Origin of the sequence: Bradyrhizobium sp. AZCC 1577, from assembly GCF_036924575.1 — a bacterium.
In the GTDB taxonomy this organism is placed as follows: domain Bacteria; phylum Pseudomonadota; class Alphaproteobacteria; order Rhizobiales; family Xanthobacteraceae; genus Bradyrhizobium.
Window position 1 is genome coordinate 3,138,655 of record NZ_JAZHRQ010000001.1, and the last position, 21,784, is coordinate 3,160,438.

At 62.2% G+C, this 21,784-nt stretch carries 22 protein-coding genes; 12 read left to right on the forward strand and 10 right to left on the reverse strand.

Annotation, left to right across the window (positions count from 1 at the left end; translation table 11 throughout):
* Positions 1-103: 103 nt before the first annotated feature.
* Both V1278_RS14520 and V1278_RS14525 read right to left on the reverse strand, forming a co-directional pair.
* Positions 104-1,465: a dihydrolipoyl dehydrogenase family protein gene (locus V1278_RS14520; RefSeq protein ID WP_334381220.1), complete on the reverse strand. Its 1,362-nt coding sequence runs from the start codon at positions 1,463-1,465 to the stop codon at positions 104-106.
* Positions 1,466-1,555: 90 nt separating this feature from the next.
* Complete coding sequence (locus tag V1278_RS14525) at positions 1,556-2,047, reverse strand: DUF302 domain-containing protein (RefSeq protein WP_334381221.1); 492 nt, start codon at positions 2,045-2,047, stop codon at positions 1,556-1,558.
* A gap of 239 nt (positions 2,048-2,286) precedes the next feature.
* On the opposite strand from V1278_RS14525, the gene V1278_RS14530 reads away from it, so the two are divergent.
* Together V1278_RS14530 and V1278_RS14535 are read left to right on the forward strand one after the other, a co-directional pair.
* Positions 2,287-2,571 (forward strand): hypothetical protein, encoded by a 285-nt coding sequence (locus V1278_RS14530; protein WP_334381222.1) that lies wholly within the window; start codon positions 2,287-2,289, stop codon positions 2,569-2,571.
* Positions 2,572-2,651: 80 nt separating this feature from the next.
* A complete protein-coding gene (locus V1278_RS14535) occupies positions 2,652-3,368 on the forward strand; it encodes a peroxiredoxin-like family protein (protein ID WP_334381223.1) in 717 nt (238 codons plus the stop codon).
* Between the two features lie 33 nt (positions 3,369-3,401).
* Here the strand turns inward: V1278_RS14535 and V1278_RS14540 are convergent, their stop codons facing one another.
* From V1278_RS14540 to V1278_RS14560, 5 genes are all read right to left on the reverse strand, one after another.
* Positions 3,402-3,920 carry a hypothetical protein gene (locus V1278_RS14540; protein WP_334381224.1) on the reverse strand — a complete coding sequence of 173 codons (519 nt, stop codon included), beginning with the start codon at positions 3,918-3,920 and terminating at the stop codon, positions 3,402-3,404.
* A 72-nt stretch (positions 3,921-3,992) separates the two neighbouring features.
* Complete coding sequence (locus V1278_RS14545) at positions 3,993-4,562, reverse strand: NuoB/complex I 20 kDa subunit family protein (protein ID WP_334363970.1); 570 nt, start codon at positions 4,560-4,562, stop codon at positions 3,993-3,995.
* A 30-nt stretch (positions 4,563-4,592) separates the two neighbouring features.
* Positions 4,593-4,919, reverse strand: a complete 327-nt coding sequence (locus tag V1278_RS14550; RefSeq protein WP_334363969.1) for an antibiotic biosynthesis monooxygenase family protein — start codon at positions 4,917-4,919, stop codon at positions 4,593-4,595.
* 514 nt (positions 4,920-5,433) lie between these two features.
* Complete coding sequence (locus tag V1278_RS14555; RefSeq protein ID WP_028347356.1) at positions 5,434-5,619, reverse strand: hypothetical protein; 186 nt, start codon at positions 5,617-5,619, stop codon at positions 5,434-5,436.
* 118 nt (positions 5,620-5,737) lie between these two features.
* Complete coding sequence (locus V1278_RS14560) at positions 5,738-6,640, reverse strand: LysR family transcriptional regulator (protein WP_334363968.1); 903 nt, start codon at positions 6,638-6,640, stop codon at positions 5,738-5,740.
* Positions 6,641-6,828: 188 nt separating this feature from the next.
* Between V1278_RS14560 and V1278_RS14565 the strand changes: the two genes are divergently transcribed.
* On the forward strand, positions 6,829-7,653 hold the full coding sequence (locus tag V1278_RS14565; protein ID WP_334381225.1) for a 3-hydroxybutyrate dehydrogenase: 825 nt from the start codon (positions 6,829-6,831) through the stop codon (positions 7,651-7,653).
* Positions 7,654-7,681: 28 nt separating this feature from the next.
* A complete protein-coding gene (locus tag V1278_RS14570; protein WP_334381226.1) occupies positions 7,682-8,845 on the forward strand; it encodes a patatin-like phospholipase family protein in 1,164 nt (387 codons plus the stop codon).
* A gap of 6 nt (positions 8,846-8,851) precedes the next feature.
* Here the strand turns inward: V1278_RS14570 and glgA are convergent, their stop codons facing one another.
* Entirely contained in the window at positions 8,852-10,279 is a 1,428-nt protein-coding gene (gene glgA / locus V1278_RS14575) for a glycogen synthase GlgA (protein WP_334381227.1), read from the reverse strand.
* Positions 10,280-10,478: 199 nt separating this feature from the next.
* On the opposite strand from glgA, the gene V1278_RS14580 reads away from it, so the two are divergent.
* From V1278_RS14580 to V1278_RS14615, 8 genes are all read left to right on the forward strand, one after another.
* A complete protein-coding gene (locus V1278_RS14580; protein ID WP_334381228.1) occupies positions 10,479-11,684 on the forward strand; it encodes a CaiB/BaiF CoA transferase family protein in 1,206 nt (401 codons plus the stop codon).
* 150 nt (positions 11,685-11,834) lie between these two features.
* Complete coding sequence (locus V1278_RS14585; RefSeq protein ID WP_334381229.1) at positions 11,835-13,376, forward strand: ABC transporter substrate-binding protein; 1,542 nt, start codon at positions 11,835-11,837, stop codon at positions 13,374-13,376.
* Positions 13,377-13,383: 7 nt separating this feature from the next.
* A complete protein-coding gene (locus tag V1278_RS14590; RefSeq protein WP_334381230.1) occupies positions 13,384-14,334 on the forward strand; it encodes an ABC transporter permease in 951 nt (316 codons plus the stop codon).
* On the forward strand, positions 14,321-15,193 hold the full coding sequence (locus V1278_RS14595) for an ABC transporter permease (protein WP_334381231.1): 873 nt from the start codon (positions 14,321-14,323) through the stop codon (positions 15,191-15,193). The genes V1278_RS14590 and V1278_RS14595 overlap by 14 nt, the downstream gene beginning before the upstream one ends.
* An 11-nt stretch (positions 15,194-15,204) precedes the next feature.
* On the forward strand, positions 15,205-16,185 hold the full coding sequence (locus tag V1278_RS14600) for an ABC transporter ATP-binding protein (RefSeq protein WP_334381232.1): 981 nt from the start codon (positions 15,205-15,207) through the stop codon (positions 16,183-16,185).
* Complete coding sequence (locus V1278_RS14605) at positions 16,182-17,162, forward strand: ABC transporter ATP-binding protein (RefSeq protein ID WP_334381234.1); 981 nt, start codon at positions 16,182-16,184, stop codon at positions 17,160-17,162. The genes V1278_RS14600 and V1278_RS14605 overlap by 4 nt, the downstream gene beginning before the upstream one ends.
* 119 nt (positions 17,163-17,281) lie before the next feature.
* Positions 17,282-18,352: an alcohol dehydrogenase gene (locus V1278_RS14610; protein WP_334384176.1), complete on the forward strand. Its 1,071-nt coding sequence runs from the start codon at positions 17,282-17,284 to the stop codon at positions 18,350-18,352.
* 129 nt (positions 18,353-18,481) lie between these two features.
* Positions 18,482-19,564 carry an isocitrate/isopropylmalate dehydrogenase family protein gene (locus V1278_RS14615; RefSeq protein WP_334363958.1) on the forward strand — a complete coding sequence of 361 codons (1,083 nt, stop codon included), beginning with the start codon at positions 18,482-18,484 and terminating at the stop codon, positions 19,562-19,564.
* 96 nt (positions 19,565-19,660) lie between these two features.
* Here the strand turns inward: V1278_RS14615 and V1278_RS14620 are convergent, their stop codons facing one another.
* A complete protein-coding gene (locus tag V1278_RS14620; RefSeq protein ID WP_334381236.1) occupies positions 19,661-20,482 on the reverse strand; it encodes an enoyl-CoA hydratase in 822 nt (273 codons plus the stop codon).
* Between the two features lie 408 nt (positions 20,483-20,890).
* A complete protein-coding gene (locus V1278_RS14625) occupies positions 20,891-21,286 on the reverse strand; it encodes a helix-turn-helix domain-containing protein (RefSeq protein ID WP_028347342.1) in 396 nt (131 codons plus the stop codon).
* Between the last annotated feature and the right edge of the window lie 498 nt (positions 21,287-21,784).

Sequence of the window (21,784 nt, forward strand, 5' to 3'; positions counted from 1 at the left end):
TTCAAGCGAAAGCCTGCCCCGGACTTGATCCGGGATGGACACCGGTTCGCGTCACGAAGATCCATCAAAGCAAAAGCCCGGTTCTGATTCCAACGAAAAGGCTCTAGCCGTGGCCAAGCATGTGTCTGATGTCGGAGGAGAAGGTCGGATAGGCGTAGACGTTTTCCCGGATCTGGCTCGCGGTAATGCCGAACCGCATTGCCAATCCGAAGATGTTCACCAGTTCCTGCCCCGAGTGCCCGACGAAATGAGCACCAAGAATGCGGTCCGTGGCCTGATCGACGATTACTTTCGACCACGCCACCGTTTCGGCATAGGTTTTCGCGGAGAACCAGTAGAGCATGTCGTTGACGTGGACGTCGATCGCAAGACCGTTCTGCCTGGCGGCGGCTTCCGTCAGGCCAACCGAGGCGAGTGGCGGCACCGTGTAGACCGATGTCGCCATGCTCGCGTAGTCCGGGCTGTATTTGGCGCCTTCGACGATGTTTCGGCCGACGATGTCGCCCTCATAGGTCGCGATCGGCGACAGTTGCGGCGAGGTCGGAACCGCGTCACCGCAGACAAATACGTTGGGATTGGAGGTCGATCGCAAATGGCGGTCGATCGCGACGCGGCCATTGGCTTGCTCGACCTGGCCCGCGGCAAGATCCAGCGTATCGACATTGGCGACGCGTCCGGCGCCGTTGACGACACGGTCGGCCTCGGCTGCGTGCTCGGCGCCGTTATGGCTGAAGACGACGCGCAGGCGGTCCTTCGCCCTTTCAATTTGCTTGACGCTCACTGCAGTTCTGATGCGAATGCCGATGCGCTCGCTCTCGGCCTGCAAGCGCGCGACGGCGTCGGCGTCCATGGCAGGCAATAGCTGCGGCAGCGCTTCGAGAATAGTGACCGCAGCACCGGCGCGCGCATAGATGTGGCCAAACTCGAGCGAGATGACGCCGCCACCGATGAAGATCACGGAAACCGGCAGTTCGCGCTCGCTCAGCATTTCGTCCGAGGTGATCATGAGTTCGGCTCCCGGAATAGGCAGCGGCCGCGGCTTCGATCCCGCCGCAATCACGATATGCCTGGCCTCGAGTGTCCGGCTTCCGACGCGGATTGTATTGGAGCCTGTGAACGCGCCGTGGCCCTTGATGACCTCGACATTGCGCTTGGCCATCGCGCGGGCGAGATTGGCAGGGATGTCCTTGATCATGTCCTTCTCGCGGTCGATCAGCGCGGCCCAGTCGAGTTTCGGCTTGCCGACAGCTATGTGATGGATGGGTGCGCGTTCGATTTCGTGCAGCGCGTGACCGGCGGCGACCAGCACCTTCTTCGGCGTGCAGCCGCGGTTCGGGCAGGTGCCGCCGAGAAGATCGGCCTCGATCATCGCGACCGACATTCCCGCGCGCCGGACCGGTCCGGTGACACCGATGCCGGCATTGCCGCCGCCGAGAATGACAACGTCAAATTTCTCCGGTGTCATCGGATGAACTCCTCTGTTGGCAACGCCGGATGCGATGAGGCCGCGCCGGCGGCGCAGCCTGATGAGCTTACGGCAAGCGGGGCGACACGGTTACTTGGTTGTGATGGTCGAGACGATCGAGCCCACCACCTTGGTTGCCATATCGAACTGCGCCACACGGTCCCTGATATTGTGACGCCTGGCGATCCATCCGAAATCGGTCCAGACTGCCCAGACGTCGCCATTGTCGTCCTGCGTCAGCAATAGCCGGACCGGCCAGTCAAGCCCGGCGTTCGGATTCGAGGTGATGAACTGCGTCCCGAGCGGCGGATTACCGAACACCAATAGCGTCGAGGGACGCAGCTTGATGCCGGCGTCGGCCGCGAGTTTCGACTGGTCGATCTCGCTGAAGAATTGGATGCCCTTGGCTGCGATATCCGCCTTGATGCGGCTGATCGCCTCCGGCATCGGCACCGTGCTCTTGACGCGAACGATACCATCGTCGCTGTCCGCCCGTGCTGCCGAGACGACGGAAAGCACGAGCACCGCCAGCAGCAGTGTGGCAAGGAAATTTGCAAAGCGGTTCGTCAGATGGCGTGTCATGGAAAACCTCCTGTCGGTGGCGCACCCTCCGCATGCCTTCGAGGACAGGATGAACGTTCGGCGGGCCGATATGAAATGCGCATCCGCTCTCAAGTCGATAGCGGCGGACTATCGGTGCCCCTCAATAGGCCATGGCTATCGAACCGATTGTGCAACGGCATTTCAAATCAAGGGAAGTCCATCCTCTGATGGGCCAGCGTCCGATTGGCGGGCGCGATGTCAATCTTGAGGAATTTCCCATGACCACCCTTTCCAAGACCCTGATTGCCGCCGCGGCCTTTGCTGCCGTCGCAACGACCGCCTTCTCGCAGGTTCCCTGGGAATTCAATCCGGGCATGGCCTACATGTATGCCGGTCCGGGGAAGATGTCGGCGATGGCCATGGCGGCGACGCCCAAGAATCACGACGCAATGATGAAGAACGCCAAGAAGGTGCCGAACAACACCGTGTTCTTCATGGACAAGGGCCAGCTCTATTCGACCTCGGGCATGCTCGACCCGACCGGCAATTTCTACTTGCCCTGAAGCGGGAGCGCTGCAGCGTTCGGGCCGCCCTTGCGGGGCGGCCCGAGTCGGAAAATAATACGGATATGCCGGAGCAAGCCATGACGACGCTATCGCCAGCGAACGCCGAACGCCTCAAGGAGGCGTTCCAGCAATGCCGCGACATGGAGGGTACCTTGCGCGAGCAGCTCGAGGCCTACGCCGAGGCTGGGCGGGAAATCTTTCCGGCCTATGGCGAAGCGGTCGACCGGCTGGTGGCGCGGCTCAATGCGAACGGCGGCGGCGAAAACGCACCGAGGCCGGGCGAGGTGATGCCGCCGTTCCTGTTGCCGGACGAGACCGGCCGGCTGGTCAGCCTGAATTCGCTCCTCGATCAGGGGCCCGTCGCCGTGATGTTCTACCGCGGCCATTGGTGTCCTTACTGCCGGCTGAACGTGAGGGCGGTGATCCAGGCCCAGGACCGGATCAGGGCATTGGGCGCGCAGACAGTTGCGATCATGCCGGAGACGCAGACCTATGCCGAGAAATTCAAATCCGAAGCCGCAGCGCCGTTCCCGGTGCTGACCGATCTCGACAACGGCTACGCGCTGTCGCTCAACCTCGCGATCTGGCTCGGCACCGAAATCCAGCGGCTGCTTTCGTATCAGGATATGGCGAGTTTTCAGGGCAATGACGGCTGGGTGCTGCCGATCCCGGCTACCTTCGTGGTTGGCCGCGATGGATTGGTAAAAGCCCGCTTCGTCGATCCCGATTTCCGCAAGCGCATGGAGATCGACGACCTGATCGCCGCGTTGAGGAGTGCAGGCGAGGAGCGATAGCCCGAGCCCATCCTGGCCGTCTTCGCATTGCGCCTAGCGGGAGGAGCTTTTTTTGCGCTTCGTCGCCTGAGCCTTGCGTATATTGCGGGTCCGCGCGCGCCGCATGGCCGGCGTCGGCTTGGAGCGTTCGGGTACGTTGGGCCGATCCGTCGCCTTGAAGCGGTCGCCGGAAAGATGGCGGGGCGGTGCGCCGAGCGTTTTCAGAATCTTTCGCGCATCCGCGGTATCCGGCACCAGACGGGCGCCGACGCGATGGGCATGCTCCTTGCTGATCAGCCATTTCTGAGTATCCCAGGAACCGCTGACGCGCTTACCGGCGACTCGTTCGATCCCGCCTTTCTTTCCGATATCCTGGGTCCGGAACGTCTTGAATTCGCGCCGCGGCCGCACTTCGATATGGAAGAAACCACCGCTGCTGCGGGCTCCGGGCTTGGCGCGGCGGCGCCCCTCGGGCTGAGCCCTCGCATGGGCTTGCGCCGACATGCCGCGCCATGCTGTGCGCGCCTTGCGAATGTTCTTCTTCGCTGCGGCCTTTTGCTTTGCCGTTGCCATCGTGAACTCCTCACTGTTGGTTCCGACATATTGTCAACACGAGGATTCTGGCAAGGTTCCCGGGTGATCGAGTCAGCGTTCGATGGTGCCCGAACGCCGGATCTTCTTCTGCAACAGCATCACGCCGTACAGCAGCGCTTCGGCGGTCGGCGGGCAGCCCGGAACATAGATATCGACAGGAATGATGCGGTCGCAGCCACGCACGACCGAGTACGAATAGTGATAATAGCCGCCGCCGTTGGCGCACGAACCCATCGAAATCACATATCGCGGCTCCGGCATCTGATCGTAGACCTTGCGCAGCGCGGGGGCCATCTTGTTGCACACTGTACCGGAGACGATCATTACATCGGCCTGCCGTGGACTGGCACGCGGTGCAAATCCGAACCGTTCGGCGTCGTAGCGGGGCATCGCCATCTGCATCATTTCGATTGCGCAGCAAGCGAGGCCGAATGTCATCCACATCAACGAACCGCCGCGGGCCCACGTGATCAAGTCATCGGCCGCGGTAACGAAGAAGCCCTTGTCGCTGAGTTCATTGTTCAATCCAGCAAAAAAGTACTCGTCACGCATGGGAGCGCCGGTCCCCGGGTCCAAGATTCCCGTTCCGGAGGGCGTGATCAATGGTCGGGAGTCCGACATCGGGCTGCTCCCACGGGTTGTTTGCGAGGCTTACGCTTTTCCGTCCATGACTACAGAAACTTCATACAGATGTGGATCGATCTCGCTGGTGATTTCGTCGAGGTGGCCCCACTGCCTGCGAAACTCCGGCGATTGATGGGCCGATCGCAGCAGATCGCTGTTCTGCCATTGCACGTAGTTGACGATGCGGCGCCCATCCAGACTGCGATGCAGGCTGATCGATATGAAGCCCGGCTGACGCGCCATGAAGCGGGCGCGCTCGGTCATGACCGACAACGCCTCCGCCTGCTTCTCGGGCTCCGACTCGACGATCGTGATCTGGGTAACGGGTTGTTTATCGGCGTGGATCTGCGGCATGGCTGATCTCCCTTGATCGAGACCGAATTCAGCGCAGCTTTGTGGCGCAGCGCCTGGCGCAGGTCCCTGGCGTTGCTGGCGCGGGGCCGGTATCCGCAAGCTCGACGACGCCGGCGAGCAGTCCAGTCATGGCGACCTCGCCTCAGCTACAGAAATTCCGGGAAGGGGAAGCGGTTCCGAGAGTTGCCTGAGGGCGTGCAGCTCGCGCGAACAGGATCGCTGCCGCACAAGGCCGGTGACCGGCCGACCTGATGCAAAGCGTTGGTAGTGGAACCGGTGGAGAAATTTCGGGGAAGAGAAATCTCCGGGAAAGAAAAATCTCGAAGAAACCCGGAACGTGATCGCGCGTCGAAGGTTATATCCGCAAGGAGCAAGTAATCTTCTTCATAGAAGATGAAATGCTCCGACGGCCCCGTCATTTTGCGATTTCAAATGGCGGGGTCGCTCTTTATCGAGCAGACATTCACCCTACCGAGCAGGCATGCGCCGCGGTTCCGCCGGGCGGAGCACCGCATCAGCGGGGTGGTTGCATGCCTGGGGAAGTCAGCCAATTTCTGATTTCGACTGCCTTCCTCATTTGCAACGCCTTGCGTTTGGCGGCTTCCTTGTCATCGCCGGGCGGCAGCTTATCCGCTGTCTCCTGTAAATCCTCGGCGATCTGCTCCCAATCTTTGCGGTTCGGGCGCGGATGAGATTTCATCGGTCCCTCCAACTCCCAGCCAGATCCTTAATATGGGGCGGCCGTCCTGGATTTTAAGGGGATCCGTGCTCAGCGCAAATGCGGCGGAAAGCGAGGGAACCGATCCAGCCGGAGCCTCTCAGGGAGTTCCATTCCTGTCGATGAGCTGCTGCCAGTTGGTGCTGCGCAGCATCCGCATCACGGCGGATGCCACCGCAGTCCGTTCACGTCCGGCCACGCCGTAAAGATTTACCGTTCGCCGCGCATCCAGCCCTTCGATGCTGGCGCGCTTCAGCGTCGGCGGGATCGACGCTGTATCGGGCACCACGGCGACGCCGATATCGGCCTCCAACAGCTCGATCAGATCGCGCTCGGATGCGATCTCGTGGCTGCGATCGACGTCGAGGCCGTGTTCGCGAAGCGATGAGTTCACCCGCGCCACATGCTCGCAGTAGTTCCGCGATAGCAATTGTTCGGCGCGAAGATCGCCGAAGTCGAGTTTGTCGCGGTCTGCCAGCGGATGCTTCCGATTGATGACGAGCTGAAAGTTTTCGGTAAACAGCGGCCAGGTATCGAGCCGGTCCCACTCTTCGCTGATTTCGGCGGCAATGCCGAGTTCGGCTTCGCCCTTCTTGAGATATTCCGCGACTTCGCGGGCGTTGCCACGCAAGAAACGAAACTCCAGACGGTTGAACATCCGCTTGATCTGGTCGAGATGCGGAATCAACAGCGACAGATCGACCGAATGGGTCAGCGCGATCCGGAGCGCGCCGACTTCGCCGCTCTTGAAGGATGAGGCAAGTTCGCGCGCACCGGTCGCCGCCTCATAGCATTGCTTGAGCAGCGGATGCATGCGCTGGCCGAGCTCGGTCAATTGCGCGGCCGGACGCTCGCGGCGAAACAGATCGCCGCCGAGTTCGGCTTCGAGTTGCTTGATCGCCCGCGTCAGCGACGGCTGCGTGACGTTGCACTCGTCGGCGGCGCGCGTGAAGTTGAGCACGCGCGCGACCGCAAGGAAGTAGCGAACCTGATGCATCTCCATGGTCGTGCCTCGGTCTGTCGTGCAGGAAAGCTACCCGATGGCGCCCCCCGATGACTACCCAAACCGCCATAGCGCGGGCGTATGGTTTTGGAAGCCAAAGGGCATTTCCTTGAAGCCGTGCCAAGCGTGCAGACTGCGGCGGAAATGGCTTCGTTACGACGTTGACCAGCCACACGAAAGGGCGGCCCATGAATATTCAGCTCAAGACACAGGGTGCTTCGGCCTTGCGGCCACTGACAGGCAAGGTCTCGCTGGTCACGGGCTCGACCAGCGGTATCGGGCTCGGGATCGCCCGGGCGTTGGCGGAAGCCGGCTCGGACGTGGTGCTGAACGGTTTCGGCCCCGCGGCTGAGATCGCCAAGACCCGCGATCAGCTTACCGCCGATTTTGGCGTCGAAGTCAGCTATTCCGCGGCCGATATGACGAGCCGGGAAGCAATCGCCGAGATGATCGCGGGCACGATCGCCAGTCACGGCCGGCTCGATATTCTGGTCAACAATGCCGGCATTCAACACGTCGCGCCGCTCGATCAGTTTCCGGTTGAGAAGTGGGATGCGATCCTGTCTATCAATCTGTCATCGGCATTTCACACCATGCGGCTCGCATTGCCCGCGATGCGCCAGAACAGGTTCGGCCGCATCATCAACATCGCCTCGGCGCACGGCCTGGTCGCTTCGCCTTTCAAGGCGGCCTATGTTGCCGCCAAGCACGGCATCGTCGGCCTGACCAAGGTGGCGGCGCTGGAGACCGCGGAAGAGGGCATCACCTGCAACGCGATCTGCCCGGGTTACGTCTACACGCCGCTGGTCGAGGCGCAGATCGACGGCCAGGCCAGGGCGCACGGTATTTCTCGCGAGCAGGTCATCCACGACGTGTTGCTGGCGCAGCAACCGAACAAGCGTTTTGCCACTGTCGAAGAGCTCGGCGCGCTGACGGTGTTTCTTGCCAGCGACGCGGCGGCCTCGGTCACCGGCATCGCGCTGCCGGTCGACGGCGGCTGGACCGCGCACTAGCGCGACAAACAATCCGAGGGAGCGTGACATGAAGGACGTTCAGGATTTCAGTTCTTCGTCGAACTTGCGATCGCTGGCCAGGTCCGAGTCGGGTCAGATCGTCCTGGTGCTGCAGGGCGGCGGCGCACTTGGCTCTTATCAGGCCGGTGTCTATCAAGCGCTGCATGAGGCCGGAATCGAACCGGACTGGATCATCGGCACCTCAATCGGCGCGATCAATGCCGGCCTGATCGCCGGCAACGCGCCGCAGAACCGATTGTCGCGCCTTCGCGAGTTCTGGAAGAAGATGGAACAGAGTCCGGTCTGGACCTTTCGCGACATCTTTCCAGGTTTCAACGAAAAGCTCTCCTACTGGTCGACCGTGACCAACGGCATTCCCGGCTTCTTTCGGCCCAACCCGTTGGCCCATGCCGGCGATTCCTATCCGCTCGGCGCCGACAATGCCGGCTACTACTCGACCGCGCCGCTGGAGCGAACCTTGAGCGAGCTGGTCGATTTCAAGCTGGTCAATCAATGCTCGCCACGCCTGACGGTCGGCGCCGCCCATGTCCGCACCAGCCAGATGCGCTATTTCGACAGCCGGGACTGCGAGCTTGGCATCAGGCACATCATGGCGTCAGGCGCGCTGCCGCCGGCATTCCCGGCGATCCGCATCGACGGCGAGCTTTACTGGGATGGTGGCATCTTATCGAATACGCCGACGGAGGCTGTCTTCGACGATAATCCGCGCAAGAACTCGCTGATCTTCGCCGTGCATCTTTGGAATCCGTCCGGCGCCGAGCCGACCACGATGGCGGAGGTGCTGAACCGGCACAAGGACGTGCAGTATTCAAGCCGGATCGCCAGTCACATCGCGCGACAGCAGCAGGCCCATCGCCTGCGCCACGTCATCAACCAGCTCGCCGCGCGCCTGCCGGAGGCCGAGCGCAACAGCGAGGCGGTGAGGGAACTGACGGGCTATGGCTGCCCGACCCGGATGCATGTGGTGCGGCTGCTTGCGCCGCAGCTCAGCCGGGAGGACCACACCAAGGACATCGATTTCAGCCCATCCGGCATCATGCAGCGCTGGGACGCCGGTTACCGCCATACCAAAGCAGTGCTCGAGAAGAAGCCCTGGGTCGGCGAGTTCGATCCGCTCTCCGGCGTCATCCTCCATGAGCAGACGGAGGCGATGCCGGAAGCGGCGGAGTAGCTCGAGTTACGCGGCGATCGAAGGCGCGACCGTCTTGTGGTAGAGCGCGTTGTAGCAGGCGGCCGAAAGGTCCCAGCTAAACGATCGTGCCATTGCGTTGCGTCGCATCGTGTCGAGGCGGTCCTTGGCGCGGAAGGCTTCGAACGCCCGCCGCACGCCGCCGAGGAACGACTCCGGCGACGGCTTCGCAAACAGGAATCCGGTTTCGCCGTCCTTGATGGTCTCCGCCAGCCCGCCGGTCTGATGACCGATCGGCAGCGATCCGAACCGCTGCGCATACATCTGGCTCAGCCCGCACGGCTCGAACCGTGACGGCATCAGCGTGAAATCGCTGCCGGCAAACATCCGCCGCGCCTGTCCATCGTTGAAGCCGATGACGACACCGATCGCGTCCGGCCGGCGCAGATGTGCCTCGACCAGCGCCTTCTCGATGTGGGGTTCGCCGCTGCCGGTCACGACGATCTGGCCGCCGGCATCGATGATTTTGTCGGCGGCTGACAATACGAGGTCGACGCCCTTCTGGTGGACGAGGCGGGCGACAAGCGCAAAAATCGGCCCGCGTGACACCGCCAGGCCAAACTGCTTGCGGACATAGTTCGCGTTGGCCTGCTTGCCCTCCCAATCGCCGGCGCCAAAGGTCTGCGCCAATTGTGCGCAGGCGCGCGGATCCCAGCTTTCGTCGATGCCGTTCAGGATGCCGGTCAGTTGGTCGGCGTCCGAGCGGCGCTTCAGCAGGCCTTCGAGCCCGCAGCCGAGCTCGCGCGTCGTGATCTCCTTTGCGTAGGTCGCGCTGACGGTGGTCAGATGCGAGGCATAGACGAGACCGCCTTTGAGGAACGACACGTGGTCGTAGAATTCGAGCCCGTCGATGTGGAAGGAGCTTTCGGGCGCCCCGATGCGGCGCAGCGAGTCCGCTGGAAACAGTCCCTGATAGGCGAGGTTGTGGATGGTCAGGATCGAAGGAACTTTTGCATCCTTCCAGGCCAGGTAGGCCGGCGTCAATGCAGCCTGCCAGTCATTGGCGTGCACCAGATCCGCTGCCCAATTCTTGTCCACGTTGCCCAAGGCAAGTTCGGCGGCAGCAGATGCAAGACGCCCGAAGCGGATGTCGTTGTCGGGCCAGTCGCGGCCGGATTCATCGCCGTAGGGGTTGCCGGGCCGGTCATACAATTGCGGGCAGAGCAGGACGTAGACCGGCAGGCCGTCCTTGGTCGCTGCCCGCCCGACCGAGCAGGCCGGCATCTCCGCCAGCACGTCACATTGTCCAACAATATCAATGTGGGTGAGTTGCTCGACGACGTCCCGATAGCCGGGCAGCATGACCCGGACGTCGCTTCGTCGACGAAGCGCCCGGGGCAGGGCGGCGGACACGGCGGCAAGCCCGCCTACCCTGACGAAATCATCCATTTCCGTAGTGATGAATAAGACTCTCAAAGGAATGCCCTCTACCAGCCTCTGATGAGAGGAAATGCAAGAAAGGGTCCAGTTTACTCTAAGGGTCCAGTCTACTGTCGATAATGCCGGGCCCTAGCTATCGGTTCCTAATGCGAAAGGCTTTCCTGCCGCGGCGGCGCCCATTAGGGTCACGCCGCGCCAACAACAAGTGCCGTTAGGCCCAAGGAGCTACACGAGAATGACGATAGCCGGTAACGAGCAGAGGAATGTGACAGGCAGCTTCGCAGGCCTGCGCGTCCTCGATTTCTCAACCACGATTGCCGGGCCTCACTGCACGCGCATGCTAGCCGATATGGGCGCCGAGGTCATCAAGATTGAAACCGAGGATGGCGAGACGATGCGGACTCGTCCGCCGGTGCGGAATAATTGTTCGACCGCCTTCGGTCAGCTCAACGTCGGCAAGAACAGCCTGGTGCTCGATCTGAAATCGCCCAGGGGCGTCGAGGCCGTTCGCCGATTGGTCGCGACCGCTGACGTGCTGGTGGAGAATTTTCGCCCCGGCGTGATGCGGCGATTGAAGCTCGATTATGCCTCGCTGCACGGCCTCAACCCGAAACTGGTCTATTGCTCGATCTCCGGATACGGCCAGACCGGGCCGTCGGCGGAGCTGCCGGCCTATGCGCCGGTGATTCACGCGGCATCAGGCTATGAGATGGCGCATCTGGCCTACCAGCCGGGACGAAGCCGGCCGGACTATTGCGGCATCTATCACGCCGACGTGCTTACCGGCGTCTACGCATTCGGCGCGATCTCGGCGGCGCTGTATCAGCGCACGGCAACCGGGCAGGGCCAGCATATCGATGTCTCGATGCTGGAATCCATGCTGAGCTTGACGCTGAACGAACTGCAATGGTCGCAATTCGAGGTGAAGCCGACGCAGCGGCCGATGTTCGGCCCGATCGAGACGACCGACGGCTATGTGATGATGGCGATCGCTAGCGAGAAAACCTTCCAGAGCCTGATGCAGGTGATCGGTCATCCGGAGTGGGTGAGCGATCCGCGCTTTGCGAAATATTCCGACCGCCGGGAAAACTGGACGAGCCTGATAGAAGGCGTGGAGGCATGGTCGCGCACGGTGACGACCGACCAGTGCCTTGCTGCGCTCAATGAGTACGGCGTGCCTTCGTCGGCCTATCGCACGGTCGCCGAGGCGCTCCGCGATCCGCAGATCTCCCATCGCGGTGCGTTGGCGGAGGTCGAGGACGGTGGCGGCACCTTCAAGGTCCTCAATCTGCCGTTCCGCATGTCGGGCGCCAACGTGTCGGCGGCGAAGCGCATGTCGACGCTCGGCGAGCACACGCGTGCCTACTTGAAAGAGACCGGTCTGTCGGAGGATGAAATCGCATCCTTCGCCGGAAAGGCGCAGGTGTCTGCGAACGTCTGACGGCGCGCGTCGCGACGCAAGGGTGTCGATGCTGCGGCTTTTCATCCGCGGCTTGCAAACGCCCTTGCCCGCGACGGCGTTTCCGGACAATCTCCGATAGACATCGACGATCCGGAATACCGGACGAACGGCATATCGGAGGGAACATCCATGAAAGCGGCGATCCGTTCGAGCGCGCTCGCGCGAATATTTCTTGTGGCGGGATTTGCTGTGGCGTTGTCAGCAATGCCTGCCAGCGCGCAGAAAAAGGGCGGAAGCATTACCTTCGGCCTCGAGCTTGATATCCCCGGTTTCGATCCCCTGAAAGTCGGCGTATTCGATACCTCGGCCGGAGCTGCAGCAGCGGCGATTTTCGACACGCTAACGACTCTGGACGATAAGGGCGCTGTGCAACCGAAACTCGCGCTGTCCTGGACTCCTTCCGAGGACTTCAAGACCTGGACCTTCAAGCTGCGACCTGGCGTTAAATTCCACGACGGCACACCCTTCAACGCCCAAGCGGTTAAGGAAAATTTCGATCGGCAGAAAGACCCTGCCAACAAGTGCCGCTGTGCCTTTTACATCGCCTACGTCAACAACGTGCAGGCGCCCGATGAGCTGACGCTGGTCTATAATCTGAACGACCCACAGCTGAACATGCCGGCACTTGTGAGCTTTGCCAGCGTCAACAATTCGGTGCAATCGCCAACCGCGTGGAAGACCAAGGGCGATGACTACAACCGCAATCCCGTCGGCACCGGTCCTTATATCCTGAAGTCATGGAGCGCGGGCGACCGCATGGTGCTTGAGAAAAATCCGGACTACTGGAACAAGGGCCGCCCCTATCTCGACCGCATCGTCCTCAAGCCGCTGCCGGACGCGCAGTCACGCTTTGCCAGCCTGCAATCCGGCGAAGCTGATATCATCTGGGACGACGAATACGATGCCGACAACATCATGAAGGCGCAGAAGGATCCGAAGCTTACCGTGCACACCTATGTCGGCTCCGGCGCGCAGGTCTACGCCTTCAACACCAAGGTCGCACCGTTCGACGACGTGCGCGTGCGCCAGGCGCTGGTGATGGCACTCGACCGCAAGAAGATGTCGCAGGCGATCACCAATGGCCTCGCAAAACCTGCCAGCAACCCCTACGGCGACGGCTCCTGGGTGAAATGCAAAGAGGATGGTGCACTTCCCGAAGACCTTGAGAAGGCCAAGGCGCTGATCAAGGAGTATGGCAAGCCCGTCGATTTCAAGATGCTCGTTACGGCGACGCCACGGGGGCGAACCGTTGGCCAGGTGTTGCAACAGTTCTGGAAGCGGGCTGGCGCGAACATGGAGATAGAACAGGTCGATCAGGCCACCATCCCGCCGCGTGCGTTCATGCGCCAGTTTCAACTGACTCCTTGGCGAATCATCGATCTCGCCGATCCTGACATCCAGATGTATGCCAATTTCCGCACCGGCAGCCCGGTTGCGCTTGCCAACTATTCGAATCCAGAACTCGACAAACTGCTCGAGCGCGCACGCACCACGGCCGATACGAACAAGCGCATCGAGGACTATTGCGCTATCAGCCGTATCATCAACAAAGAAGCGATCTGGTTCTGGACCTTCCAGAACACCTATTACGCGCTGTCGAGCGCCAAGCTTAAGGGCTTGCCAAAAATGTACAGCGGAGTGATCGACGTATCTAACACCTGGCTGGAATAATCTTTCCATGCTGCTCTTTGTGGCGCGCAGGCTTCTGTACCTAATACCGGTCCTGATCGCTGTATCGCTGTTGACGTTCTTGATTGCCTCGTTGCTGCCGGGGGATCTCGCCTATACGATCCTCGGCGATCAGGCGACGCCGGAGAATGTTGCGGCGCTTCGCAAGGACATGGGACTCGATCAGCCGATCTGGATACGTTACTTCGGCTGGCTCGGTAACATCCTGCAGGGCGATTTCGGGCGGTCGTTCCGCACCGGGCAAACCGTGTTGCAGGCCGTCGCCGAACGATTGCCTGTGTCGCTCGAACTGATGATCCTGGCCGAGATCATGGGCCTCGTCATCGGCGTTCCCCTGGCGATCGTGTGCGCCGCCCGCAGCGGCAGCGCGTTCGACCGCTTCATGACCGGCAGCGCCTTTGCCATGCTTTCGGTGCCGGCTTTCCTCTCCGCGATCCTGCTGATCTATCTGTTTGCGGTGGAGCTGCGTTGGCTGCCTGCGACGGGCTACGTGCCGTTTGCCGAAGACCCGGCCGCAAACCTACGCTTCATGGTGCTGCCCGCGCTGACGCTGGCGCTCGCCGAATGGCCCGGCATCATGCGCGTGCTGCGGTCCGACATGATCGCAACCCTGCAGGAAGACTATATCGCGCTGGCGAAGGCCAAGGGCTTGAAGGCCTCGCGCATCCTGTTTGTGCATGCGTTGAAACCTTCGTCGCTTACGCTGGTTACGATCACCGGCATCAATATCGGGCGGCTGATCGGCGGCGCCGTCATCGTCGAGACGATCTTCGCGCTTCCGGGAATTGGCCGGCTGCTGGTCGGCGCCATCTATACCCGCGACCTCATCATCCTGCAGGGCGTGGTGCTGATGGTCGCTGCCGGCTTCGTCATCGTGAACTTCATCGTCGATCTGCTCTACGCCGTTCTCGATCCCAGGATTCGCCATGGCCACGCTTGAACTCACGATCGACGAAGGCGCGGCTGCGCAACCGGCAAAGCGGGGACGCCGGCTGGGAGCGCTGTTCTGGATCGCAATCGGCTGGGTGGTCTTTATGTTCGCGGTCGCGATCCTTGCGCCCGTGCTGCCGCTGCCGAGCCCAACCGACATGGACATGCTGGAGCGGCGTGCGCCAATCTCTGCTGAGCATTGGTTGGGGACCGACGGCCTTGGCCGCGACGAGCTATCAAGATTGATTTACGGGGCGCGGATTTCGCTGGTGGTCGGGATATGCGCGTCGGTGATTGGGCTCATCATCGGCGGCGCACTTGGCATGCTCGCAGGCTACTTCCGTGGACGGTTCGAAACGATGGTGGTCGGCAGCATGGATGTGCTGCTGGCGTTTCCGCCTTTGATCCTGGCGCTGGCCGTGACCGCCTTTCTCGGGCAATCGATCTTCTATCTGACCTGCATTCTCGGTGTGCTCAGCGTTCCCGCCTTTATGCGCGTGGCGCGGGCGGCGACTCTCACGCTGGCGCGGCGCGAATTCGTGATCGCGGCCCAGGCGTTGGGGGCAACACATGCGCGCATCCTGCTGCGCGAACTCTTGCCCAATGTCATGTTGCCGCTGTTGGCTTTCTTCCTGCTCGGCGTTGCAGTCCTCATCGTGGTCGAAGGCGCCTTGTCTTTCCTCGGGCTGGGCGTGCCACCGCCGATCTCGAGCTGGGGCAGTATGATCGGGGAGGGGCGCGAGAGCCTCGAAGTCGCGCCACGGCTCGCCTTCTTTCCGGCGATTGCGATGTTCCTGACCGTATTGTCATTCAATCTCATCGGCGACGCGCTGCGTGCGCTTACCGATCCACGGCAGGGCGCGCTGTGACGGACAACGTGTTGCTTTCTGTCGAAGATGTCGTCGTCGACCTTCCGACCCCGCGCGGCAATCTGCGCGCGGTGGATCATGTCGACCTCACCGTCGGCGCCGGGCGCACGCTCGGTATCGTCGGCGAATCCGGCTGCGGCAAAACCATGCTGTCGCGGGCGGTCCTGCAATTGCTGCCGAAGAAGGCAAAGCTCTCCGGCCGGGTGATGTTCGACGGGCAGGACCTGCTGCAGCTTCCGCCGGAGAAACTGCGCAAGCTGCGCGGCCGGTCGCTGGCGGTGGTATTTCAGGATCCGATGACCTCGCTCAACCCGGTGCTCACGATCGGGACGCAGTTGATCGAGACATTGCAGGAGCACCTCGAACTGGACGACGCCGCCGCCACCAGACGCAGCGTCGAACTACTCGCGGCGGTCGGCATCCCGGCGCCGGAGCAGCGGCTGGCGCAGTATCCGCATCAGCTCTCCGGCGGGATGCGGCAGCGCGTTGCTATAGCGATCGCGCTGTCGTGCGAACCAAAACTCCTGATCGCCGACGAGCCGACCACCGCGCTCGACGTCACGATCCAGGCGCAGATCCTCGATCTCTTGGCGCGGGAGCAGCGCCGCCGGCACATGGCGATGATCATCATCACCCACGATCTCGGCGTCGTCGCCGGGCGTACCGACGAGGTCGCGGTGATGTATGCCGGCCGCGTGGTCGAGCGCGCGCCGACGCCTGCCTTGTTCAAGAAGATGCGGATGCCCTATACCGAAGCGCTTCTGGCGGCGCTCCCCAAACTCGATGCCGCGCCTCACACGCCGCTGCCGGCGATATCGGGACGTCCGCCAGATCCGACGCGGCCGCTGAAGGGCTGCTCGTTCTCGCCGCGCTGTCGCTACGCGGTGGCCCGCTGCCAGAACGAGAAACCGGAGCTCGAGGCGGCAGAGACGAAGGTCCATCAGTTCGCCTGTTTCCACCCGATAGAAGCCCACGCGGATGCCAACGCATGATGCCGCAATCCGCTCCATCGATTTCGTCTGACGCGTTGCTCGAAGTCGACAATCTCGTCGTCGAATATCCGGTCGGTTCCAGGATCGTTCACGCCGTGTCCGGCGTCTCCTTGCAGATCGCCCGCGGCGAAACGCTGGGTCTGGTCGGCGAATCCGGTTGCGGGAAATCGACGCTCGGCCGCGCCGTCCTGCAACTGCGCCGCCCAACCGCCGGGCGTGTGCTGTTCGATGGCCACGATCTCACGACGATGCAAGGCGATGCCTTGCGGCTGATGCGCCGGCGCGTGCAGTTGATCTTCCAGGATCCGATCGCCTCGCTCAACCCGCGCCGCAAGATCGGCGATATCGTCGCCGAGCCGCTGGTGATCGCGGGTGTGAAGGATCCGGAGAAGCGCAAGCGGCTTGTCTACGAGGTGCTGAGCGCGGTCGGGCTTGACCCGACGCTCGTCGTCGGACGGCTGCCGCATGAATTTTCCGGCGGCCAGTGCCAGCGCATCTGCATCGCGCGCGCGCTCATTCTCAATCCCGAGTTCATCGTCTGCGACGAGCCGGTCTCGGCGCTCGATGTATCGATACGCGCCCAGATCCTCAATCTGCTCGAGGAGATGAAGGTCCGGTTCGGGCTGACGTTGCTGTTCATTGCGCACGATCTCGCGGTGGTGAAAGCCGTGAGCGACCGCGTCGCGGTAATGTATCTGGGGCGTCTCTGCGAGGTTGGTCCCTCCGAGCAGCTCTTCGCCAGGCCGGCGCATCCCTATACCGGCCTCCTGATCGAGGCAATTCCGATGCCCGACCCGGATGTGCGCCCCGCCGAGACCGTACCCGTGGGGGAGCCGCCGTCGCCGATCGCGCCGCCGTCCGGCTGCCGGTTTCGCACCCGCTGTCCCCGCGCGGATCAACGATGCAGCGACGAGATGCCGGAACTGCGCACTGTGGCGCCGGGCCAGTTCGTGGCTTGCCATCACCCGCTGATCTGAATACCCCGGGGAGCGCCGTCCGCGTTTGTCTCGATGGGACGGACGTGGCAATGTCCGTTCTCAAGAAGTATCTAGCGCCCAAGAAATGGTTCAAGAACAAGAATGACGGGAGAGAAGCGATGAAGAGTTTTCAGGTCGCTGAGTTCAACGCACCGCTGAAAGAGGTGGATCAGGAGACGCCGCAGCCCACGGATACGCAGGTGCTGATCAAGGTGAAGGCCGCCGGCGTCTGCCATAGCGATCTCCACATCTGGGAAGGCGGTTACGATCTCGGCCATGGCCGCAAGCCGCTGTCGCTGAAGGACCGCGGCGTATCGCTGCCGCGCACGATGGGCCACGAGACGGTCGGCGAGGTCGTGGCGTTCGGGCCCGACGTTACCGCTGCCGACAAAGGCGATCTCAAGGTCGGTGACGTCGCGCTGGTCTATCCCTGGCTCGGCTGCGGCAAATGCGCTACCTGCGTGGGCGGCGACGAGAACATGTGCATCGTCAAGCCGAACTCGCTCGGCGTCTATTGCGACGGCGGCTATGCCGACCACATGACGGTGCCGAACCCGAAATATCTGTTGAACCTGAAGGGACTCGATCCCGTCACCGCCGCGCCCTATGCCTGTTCCGGCGTCACCACCTATAGCGCGCTGAAGAAGGTCGAATTCGCGTTCAACTCGCCGATCGTCATCTTCGGCGCCGGCGGCCTCGGCCTGATGGCGCTGTCGCTGCTAAAGGCGATGGGCGGCAAGGGCGCCATCGTCGTCGACATCGATGCGCGCAAGCGCGAAGCGGCCGAGGCCGCCGGTGCGCTTGCAACCGTCGACGGCAAGGCGCCGGACGCGCTGGAGCAGCTCGCGAAAAAGGCCGGCGAACCCATTCGCGCCGTGATCGATCTCGTCGGCAACGCGCAGACCACGCAGCTTGGATTCGATTGCCTCACCAAGGGCGGCAAGCTCGTCATCGTCGGCCTGTTCGGCGGCGGCGCGACCTTTGCGTTGCCGCTGATCCCGATCAAGGCGATCACGATCCAGGGCAGCTATGTCGGCAACCTACGCGAGACCAAGGAATTGCTCGAGCTCGTTCGAAACAAGATGATCGCGCCGATTCCAGTGACGACGATGCCGCTCGCGAAAGCCAACGAAGCGCTCGCCGATTTGCAGAAGGGCAAACTGGTCGGCCGCGCGGTGCTGACGCCGTAGAAGCCCCGCCGTCATTGCGAGGAGCGAAGCGACGAAGCAATCCATCGATCCGTGATACCGCGAGATGGATTGCTTCGCTTCGCTCGCAATGACGGGAATACCTCTGTCCGAACACTCTAAGGAACCCCCATGTCCGCGAATAACGCACTCCACATCGCCGTGCTCGGCGGCGATGGCATCGGCCCTGAAGTGATGGCGCCGGCGCTGGAAGTTCTGCGCAAGATCGAGGCGACGAGCGAGCTGAAGTTTCGCTTCACCGAGGCACCGGCCGGCGCCAACAATTATCTCGCGACCGGAAAATCCATGCCCGACAGCACCGTGCGGCTGTGCGAAGAGGCGGACGCCATCCTGCTCGGCGCCTGCGGCCTGCCGTCGGTACGCTACCCTGACAACACCGAGATCGCCCCGCAGATCGAACTGCGCTTCCATTTCGATCTCTATGCCGGCGTGCGCCCGGCGCGGCTGATCCCGGGCGTGCCGAGCCCGATCGTCGGCGCCGATCAGCGCGGCATCGACCTCGTGCTGATCCGGGAATCGACCGAAGGCCTGTTCGCCTCGATGGGCAAGGGCGTCGTCACGGACGCGGAGGCGCGCGAGACGCTCGTCATCACCCGCAAGACCTCGGAGCGGCTGTTCGAATTCTCGTTCCGCCTCGCCGAACGCCGCAAGGCGCGCGGGAAGGCAAATGGCGGCCTGACCTGCGTCGACAAGGCCAACGTGTTCAGGGCGTTCGCGTTCTTTCGCGAGATGTTCGATGAAGCCGCCAAGCGCCATCCGGACGTCAAGGCCGACCGGCTCTATGTCGATGCCTGCTCGCTGATGATGGTGAAGCGGCCCTGGGATTTCGACGTGATGGTGACCGAGAACATGTTCGGCGACATTCTCTCCGACCTCGCCGCCGGCCTGATCGGTGGGCTAGGCATGGCGCCCTCGGCCGATATCGGCGACCGCTACGCCGTGTTCCAGCCGTGCCACGGCACCGCGCCCGACATCATGGGGCAGGGCAAGGCCAATCCTACCGCGATGATCTTGTCGGCCGCGATGATGCTGGACTGGCTCGCCGACAAGCACGGGCTGGAAAGCGCCACTGAGGCCGGTGAACGCATCGAACGCGCGGTCGACAAGGCCTATGCGGGAGGAATCAGGCCGATGGAGTTCGGCGGCAACAACGGCACGGCGGATATCACGAAGGCGGTGCTGGCTGCGTTGTAAAAGGCGGCCCCACCGTTGTTGGAGCGGAGAAGTGGATTGCTTCGCTTCGCTCGCAATGACGCGGATAGGATTTCGCTCATTCGCCCTTTGTGAGCGTTACTTCCCCTTGAACTGCGGCTTGCGCTTTTCCATGAAAGCCGTTCGGCCCTCGCGAAAATCTTCGCTATCCATACAAGCGCGGCCGATCTCTTTGATCGCATCCATATCGCGCTTGCTTTCGTCCTTCAGCACCTCGGCGATGGTGATCTTGGCGGCCTTGATCGCCAGCGGCGCATTGCCGGAGATGGTGCGCGCGATCTCCATGGTGGCGTCCCATAATTCGCCGTCCGGCAGCACGCGGTCGACCAGCCCGATCCGCAGGGCTTCGGCGGCCTCGATCCGCATGCCCGTGTACATGATGAGCCGCGCACAGGACGGCCCGACCAGCGAGACCAAATGTTTGAGGCCGTCATAGCCATAGGCGATGCCGAGCTTGGCGGCTGGAATGCCGAACTGGCTGTTGTCGGAGGCGATCCGGATGTCCGTGAGCATCGCGACCTGCATGCCGCCGCCGAGGCAAAATCCCCGAATGCAGGCAATCGTCGGCTTGGGGTAACTTGCGAGCAGCGCGCGTTGCGCCTCGCTCCGCTTGGAATATTCTTCCGACGCCGCCGCATTATGGCGAGTCTTTTCGAACTGGCTGATGTCGGCGCCCGAGACGAAGGCCTTGTCGCCGGCGCCGACCAGGATCACGACGCGCACGTCGGCGTCGTCGCGCAGTTCGGTCAGCGCGTGGCCCAGGCCTTCCCACATTTCGAGCGACATCGCATTGCGCTTGTCGGGATTGTTGAAGGTGATGACGCCGACGCCATCGCTGACGCTTTGCAGGATCTTGCCGTCGGCATAGGACATTTCGGCAGTTTTGGCGATGTCGAGCATCGGTTGCGGCTTTCACGCGTGAGGCTTCGTCCATTGTCGGACAAGCGTCGCGCCGAGGTCAATTGCCGCCTTTGCACGTGCGACCAGCAGAGGCCGCGGGGCAATGGGGGAGGTCGTCAGGCGCGGTCGTGAGGGCAGGAGCGGGCTCACGCGCATTGCGTGTGAGGGAATATCGGCGTGACGGTGATGCAGTCGTTGTTGATGGTCGAACCGGCGGTAGTCGTCAGAGACCTGCCGCGTCGGCTTTTCGCTGCGGTGCGTCCGGACTCCGCCATCCCCATCCTGATGGCGTCGCACGGGTATGGTCCCGGCCAGCTCAAGATTTGGCCCAGCGCAGCAACAGGCTACCCGGCGATTTCTCGCGCGAATGATCGGGTCCGCGGTGCTGCGATCCAGGCGAGATTATGCCTAGCCCTCGTTGGCGGCGATCGATTCCATCAACGACACCAACTGACGCTGTACAGTCTGGTCCTTGATCTTGCTGTAGGCACGAAGCAGCCTCAGGCTGAACGCGCTGTCCAGGAAGAGCAGGCTCTCGACTTCCCGCGCCTTGCCGTCGCCGTCGTAGAAGAACGTCACCGGCACGTCGAGCGCGGTAGCGATTTGCTGAAGACGAGCAGCGCCGACACGATTGACGCCCTTCTCGTACTTCTGAACCTGCTGGAAGCTGACGCCGAGCTTGTCGCCAAGCTCCGCTTGCGAGATTTTCTGTTCCACACGCCGCAGGCGAATCCGCTTGCCCAATTCGATATCGGGTTTGCCGGCGCTGCGCTGTTTCATCTTTTTCGCTGCTGATCTGTTCATTCTGGTTTTACCGTCCTTCGATCGGGAAACCCTGGCAAAAGTAGGTCAGGGGTTCATCCATATGTACCGCGTTAAAGTCAGTCCGGTCCGTGAGTTGGTATAGGGAACCACGGAATTCCTGAGAGATTGCGGGATGGTAGCCAAACGCTTTTGCGCATGGGAAGCATCCTGATACCGGCGCCGCCAACTACCTAAAGCTGTCGGCGCCCGGGGCGTGTTGGCAAAACCCCGCCCATTACATTTGGCAAAATATTCGACAAACCACAACCACCGCGAGTTCAAAGGCCACAGATTTTGGCCGGCATGCTTACTGTGTCGGGATCAAGTACCGGATTTCTACGGGGAGCGCGGGCTGATCGTGCAGTCGTTCGCAGCGCATCGGCGGTTGTTGCTAAAAGTTTCCGCGGACACTGATGCCTGATAAAATGCAGCAGAGTTCAGCTCCGCTTTCGGATCTGGCGTGCTGGGAAATAGCAGCAAGCCGCGCGCTCGCCACGC

What these genes read in the sequence shown, in the direction of transcription:
- V1278_RS14520 (WP_334381220.1), bottom strand. Translation starts at nt 1,465, where the DNA reads ATGACACCGGAGAAATTTGACGTTGTCATTCTCGGCGGCGGCAATGCC.
- V1278_RS14525 (WP_334381221.1), bottom strand. Translation starts at nt 2,047, where the DNA reads ATGACACGCCATCTGACGAACCGCTTTGCAAATTTCCTTGCCACACTG.
- V1278_RS14530 (WP_334381222.1), top strand. Translation starts at nt 2,287, where the DNA reads ATGACCACCCTTTCCAAGACCCTGATTGCCGCCGCGGCCTTTGCTGCC.
- V1278_RS14535 (WP_334381223.1), top strand. Translation starts at nt 2,652, where the DNA reads ATGACGACGCTATCGCCAGCGAACGCCGAACGCCTCAAGGAGGCGTTC.
- V1278_RS14540 (WP_334381224.1), bottom strand. Translation starts at nt 3,920, where the DNA reads ATGGCAACGGCAAAGCAAAAGGCCGCAGCGAAGAAGAACATTCGCAAG.
- V1278_RS14545 (WP_334363970.1), bottom strand. Translation starts at nt 4,562, where the DNA reads ATGTCGGACTCCCGACCATTGATCACGCCCTCCGGAACGGGAATCTTG.
- V1278_RS14550 (WP_334363969.1), bottom strand. Translation starts at nt 4,919, where the DNA reads ATGCCGCAGATCCACGCCGATAAACAACCCGTTACCCAGATCACGATC.
- V1278_RS14555 (WP_028347356.1), bottom strand. Translation starts at nt 5,619, where the DNA reads ATGAAATCTCATCCGCGCCCGAACCGCAAAGATTGGGAGCAGATCGCC.
- V1278_RS14560 (WP_334363968.1), bottom strand. Translation starts at nt 6,640, where the DNA reads ATGGAGATGCATCAGGTTCGCTACTTCCTTGCGGTCGCGCGCGTGCTC.
- V1278_RS14565 (WP_334381225.1), top strand. Translation starts at nt 6,829, where the DNA reads ATGAATATTCAGCTCAAGACACAGGGTGCTTCGGCCTTGCGGCCACTG.
- V1278_RS14570 (WP_334381226.1), top strand. Translation starts at nt 7,682, where the DNA reads ATGAAGGACGTTCAGGATTTCAGTTCTTCGTCGAACTTGCGATCGCTG.
- V1278_RS14580 (WP_334381228.1), top strand. Translation starts at nt 10,479, where the DNA reads ATGACGATAGCCGGTAACGAGCAGAGGAATGTGACAGGCAGCTTCGCA.
- V1278_RS14585 (WP_334381229.1), top strand. Translation starts at nt 11,835, where the DNA reads ATGAAAGCGGCGATCCGTTCGAGCGCGCTCGCGCGAATATTTCTTGTG.
- V1278_RS14590 (WP_334381230.1), top strand. Translation starts at nt 13,384, where the DNA reads ATGCTGCTCTTTGTGGCGCGCAGGCTTCTGTACCTAATACCGGTCCTG.
- V1278_RS14595 (WP_334381231.1), top strand. Translation starts at nt 14,321, where the DNA reads ATGGCCACGCTTGAACTCACGATCGACGAAGGCGCGGCTGCGCAACCG.
- V1278_RS14605 (WP_334381234.1), top strand. Translation starts at nt 16,182, where the DNA reads ATGATGCCGCAATCCGCTCCATCGATTTCGTCTGACGCGTTGCTCGAA.
- V1278_RS14610 (WP_334384176.1), top strand. Translation starts at nt 17,282, where the DNA reads ATGAAGAGTTTTCAGGTCGCTGAGTTCAACGCACCGCTGAAAGAGGTG.
- V1278_RS14615 (WP_334363958.1), top strand. Translation starts at nt 18,482, where the DNA reads ATGTCCGCGAATAACGCACTCCACATCGCCGTGCTCGGCGGCGATGGC.
- V1278_RS14620 (WP_334381236.1), bottom strand. Translation starts at nt 20,482, where the DNA reads ATGCTCGACATCGCCAAAACTGCCGAAATGTCCTATGCCGACGGCAAG.
- V1278_RS14625 (WP_028347342.1), bottom strand. Translation starts at nt 21,286, where the DNA reads ATGAACAGATCAGCAGCGAAAAAGATGAAACAGCGCAGCGCCGGCAAA.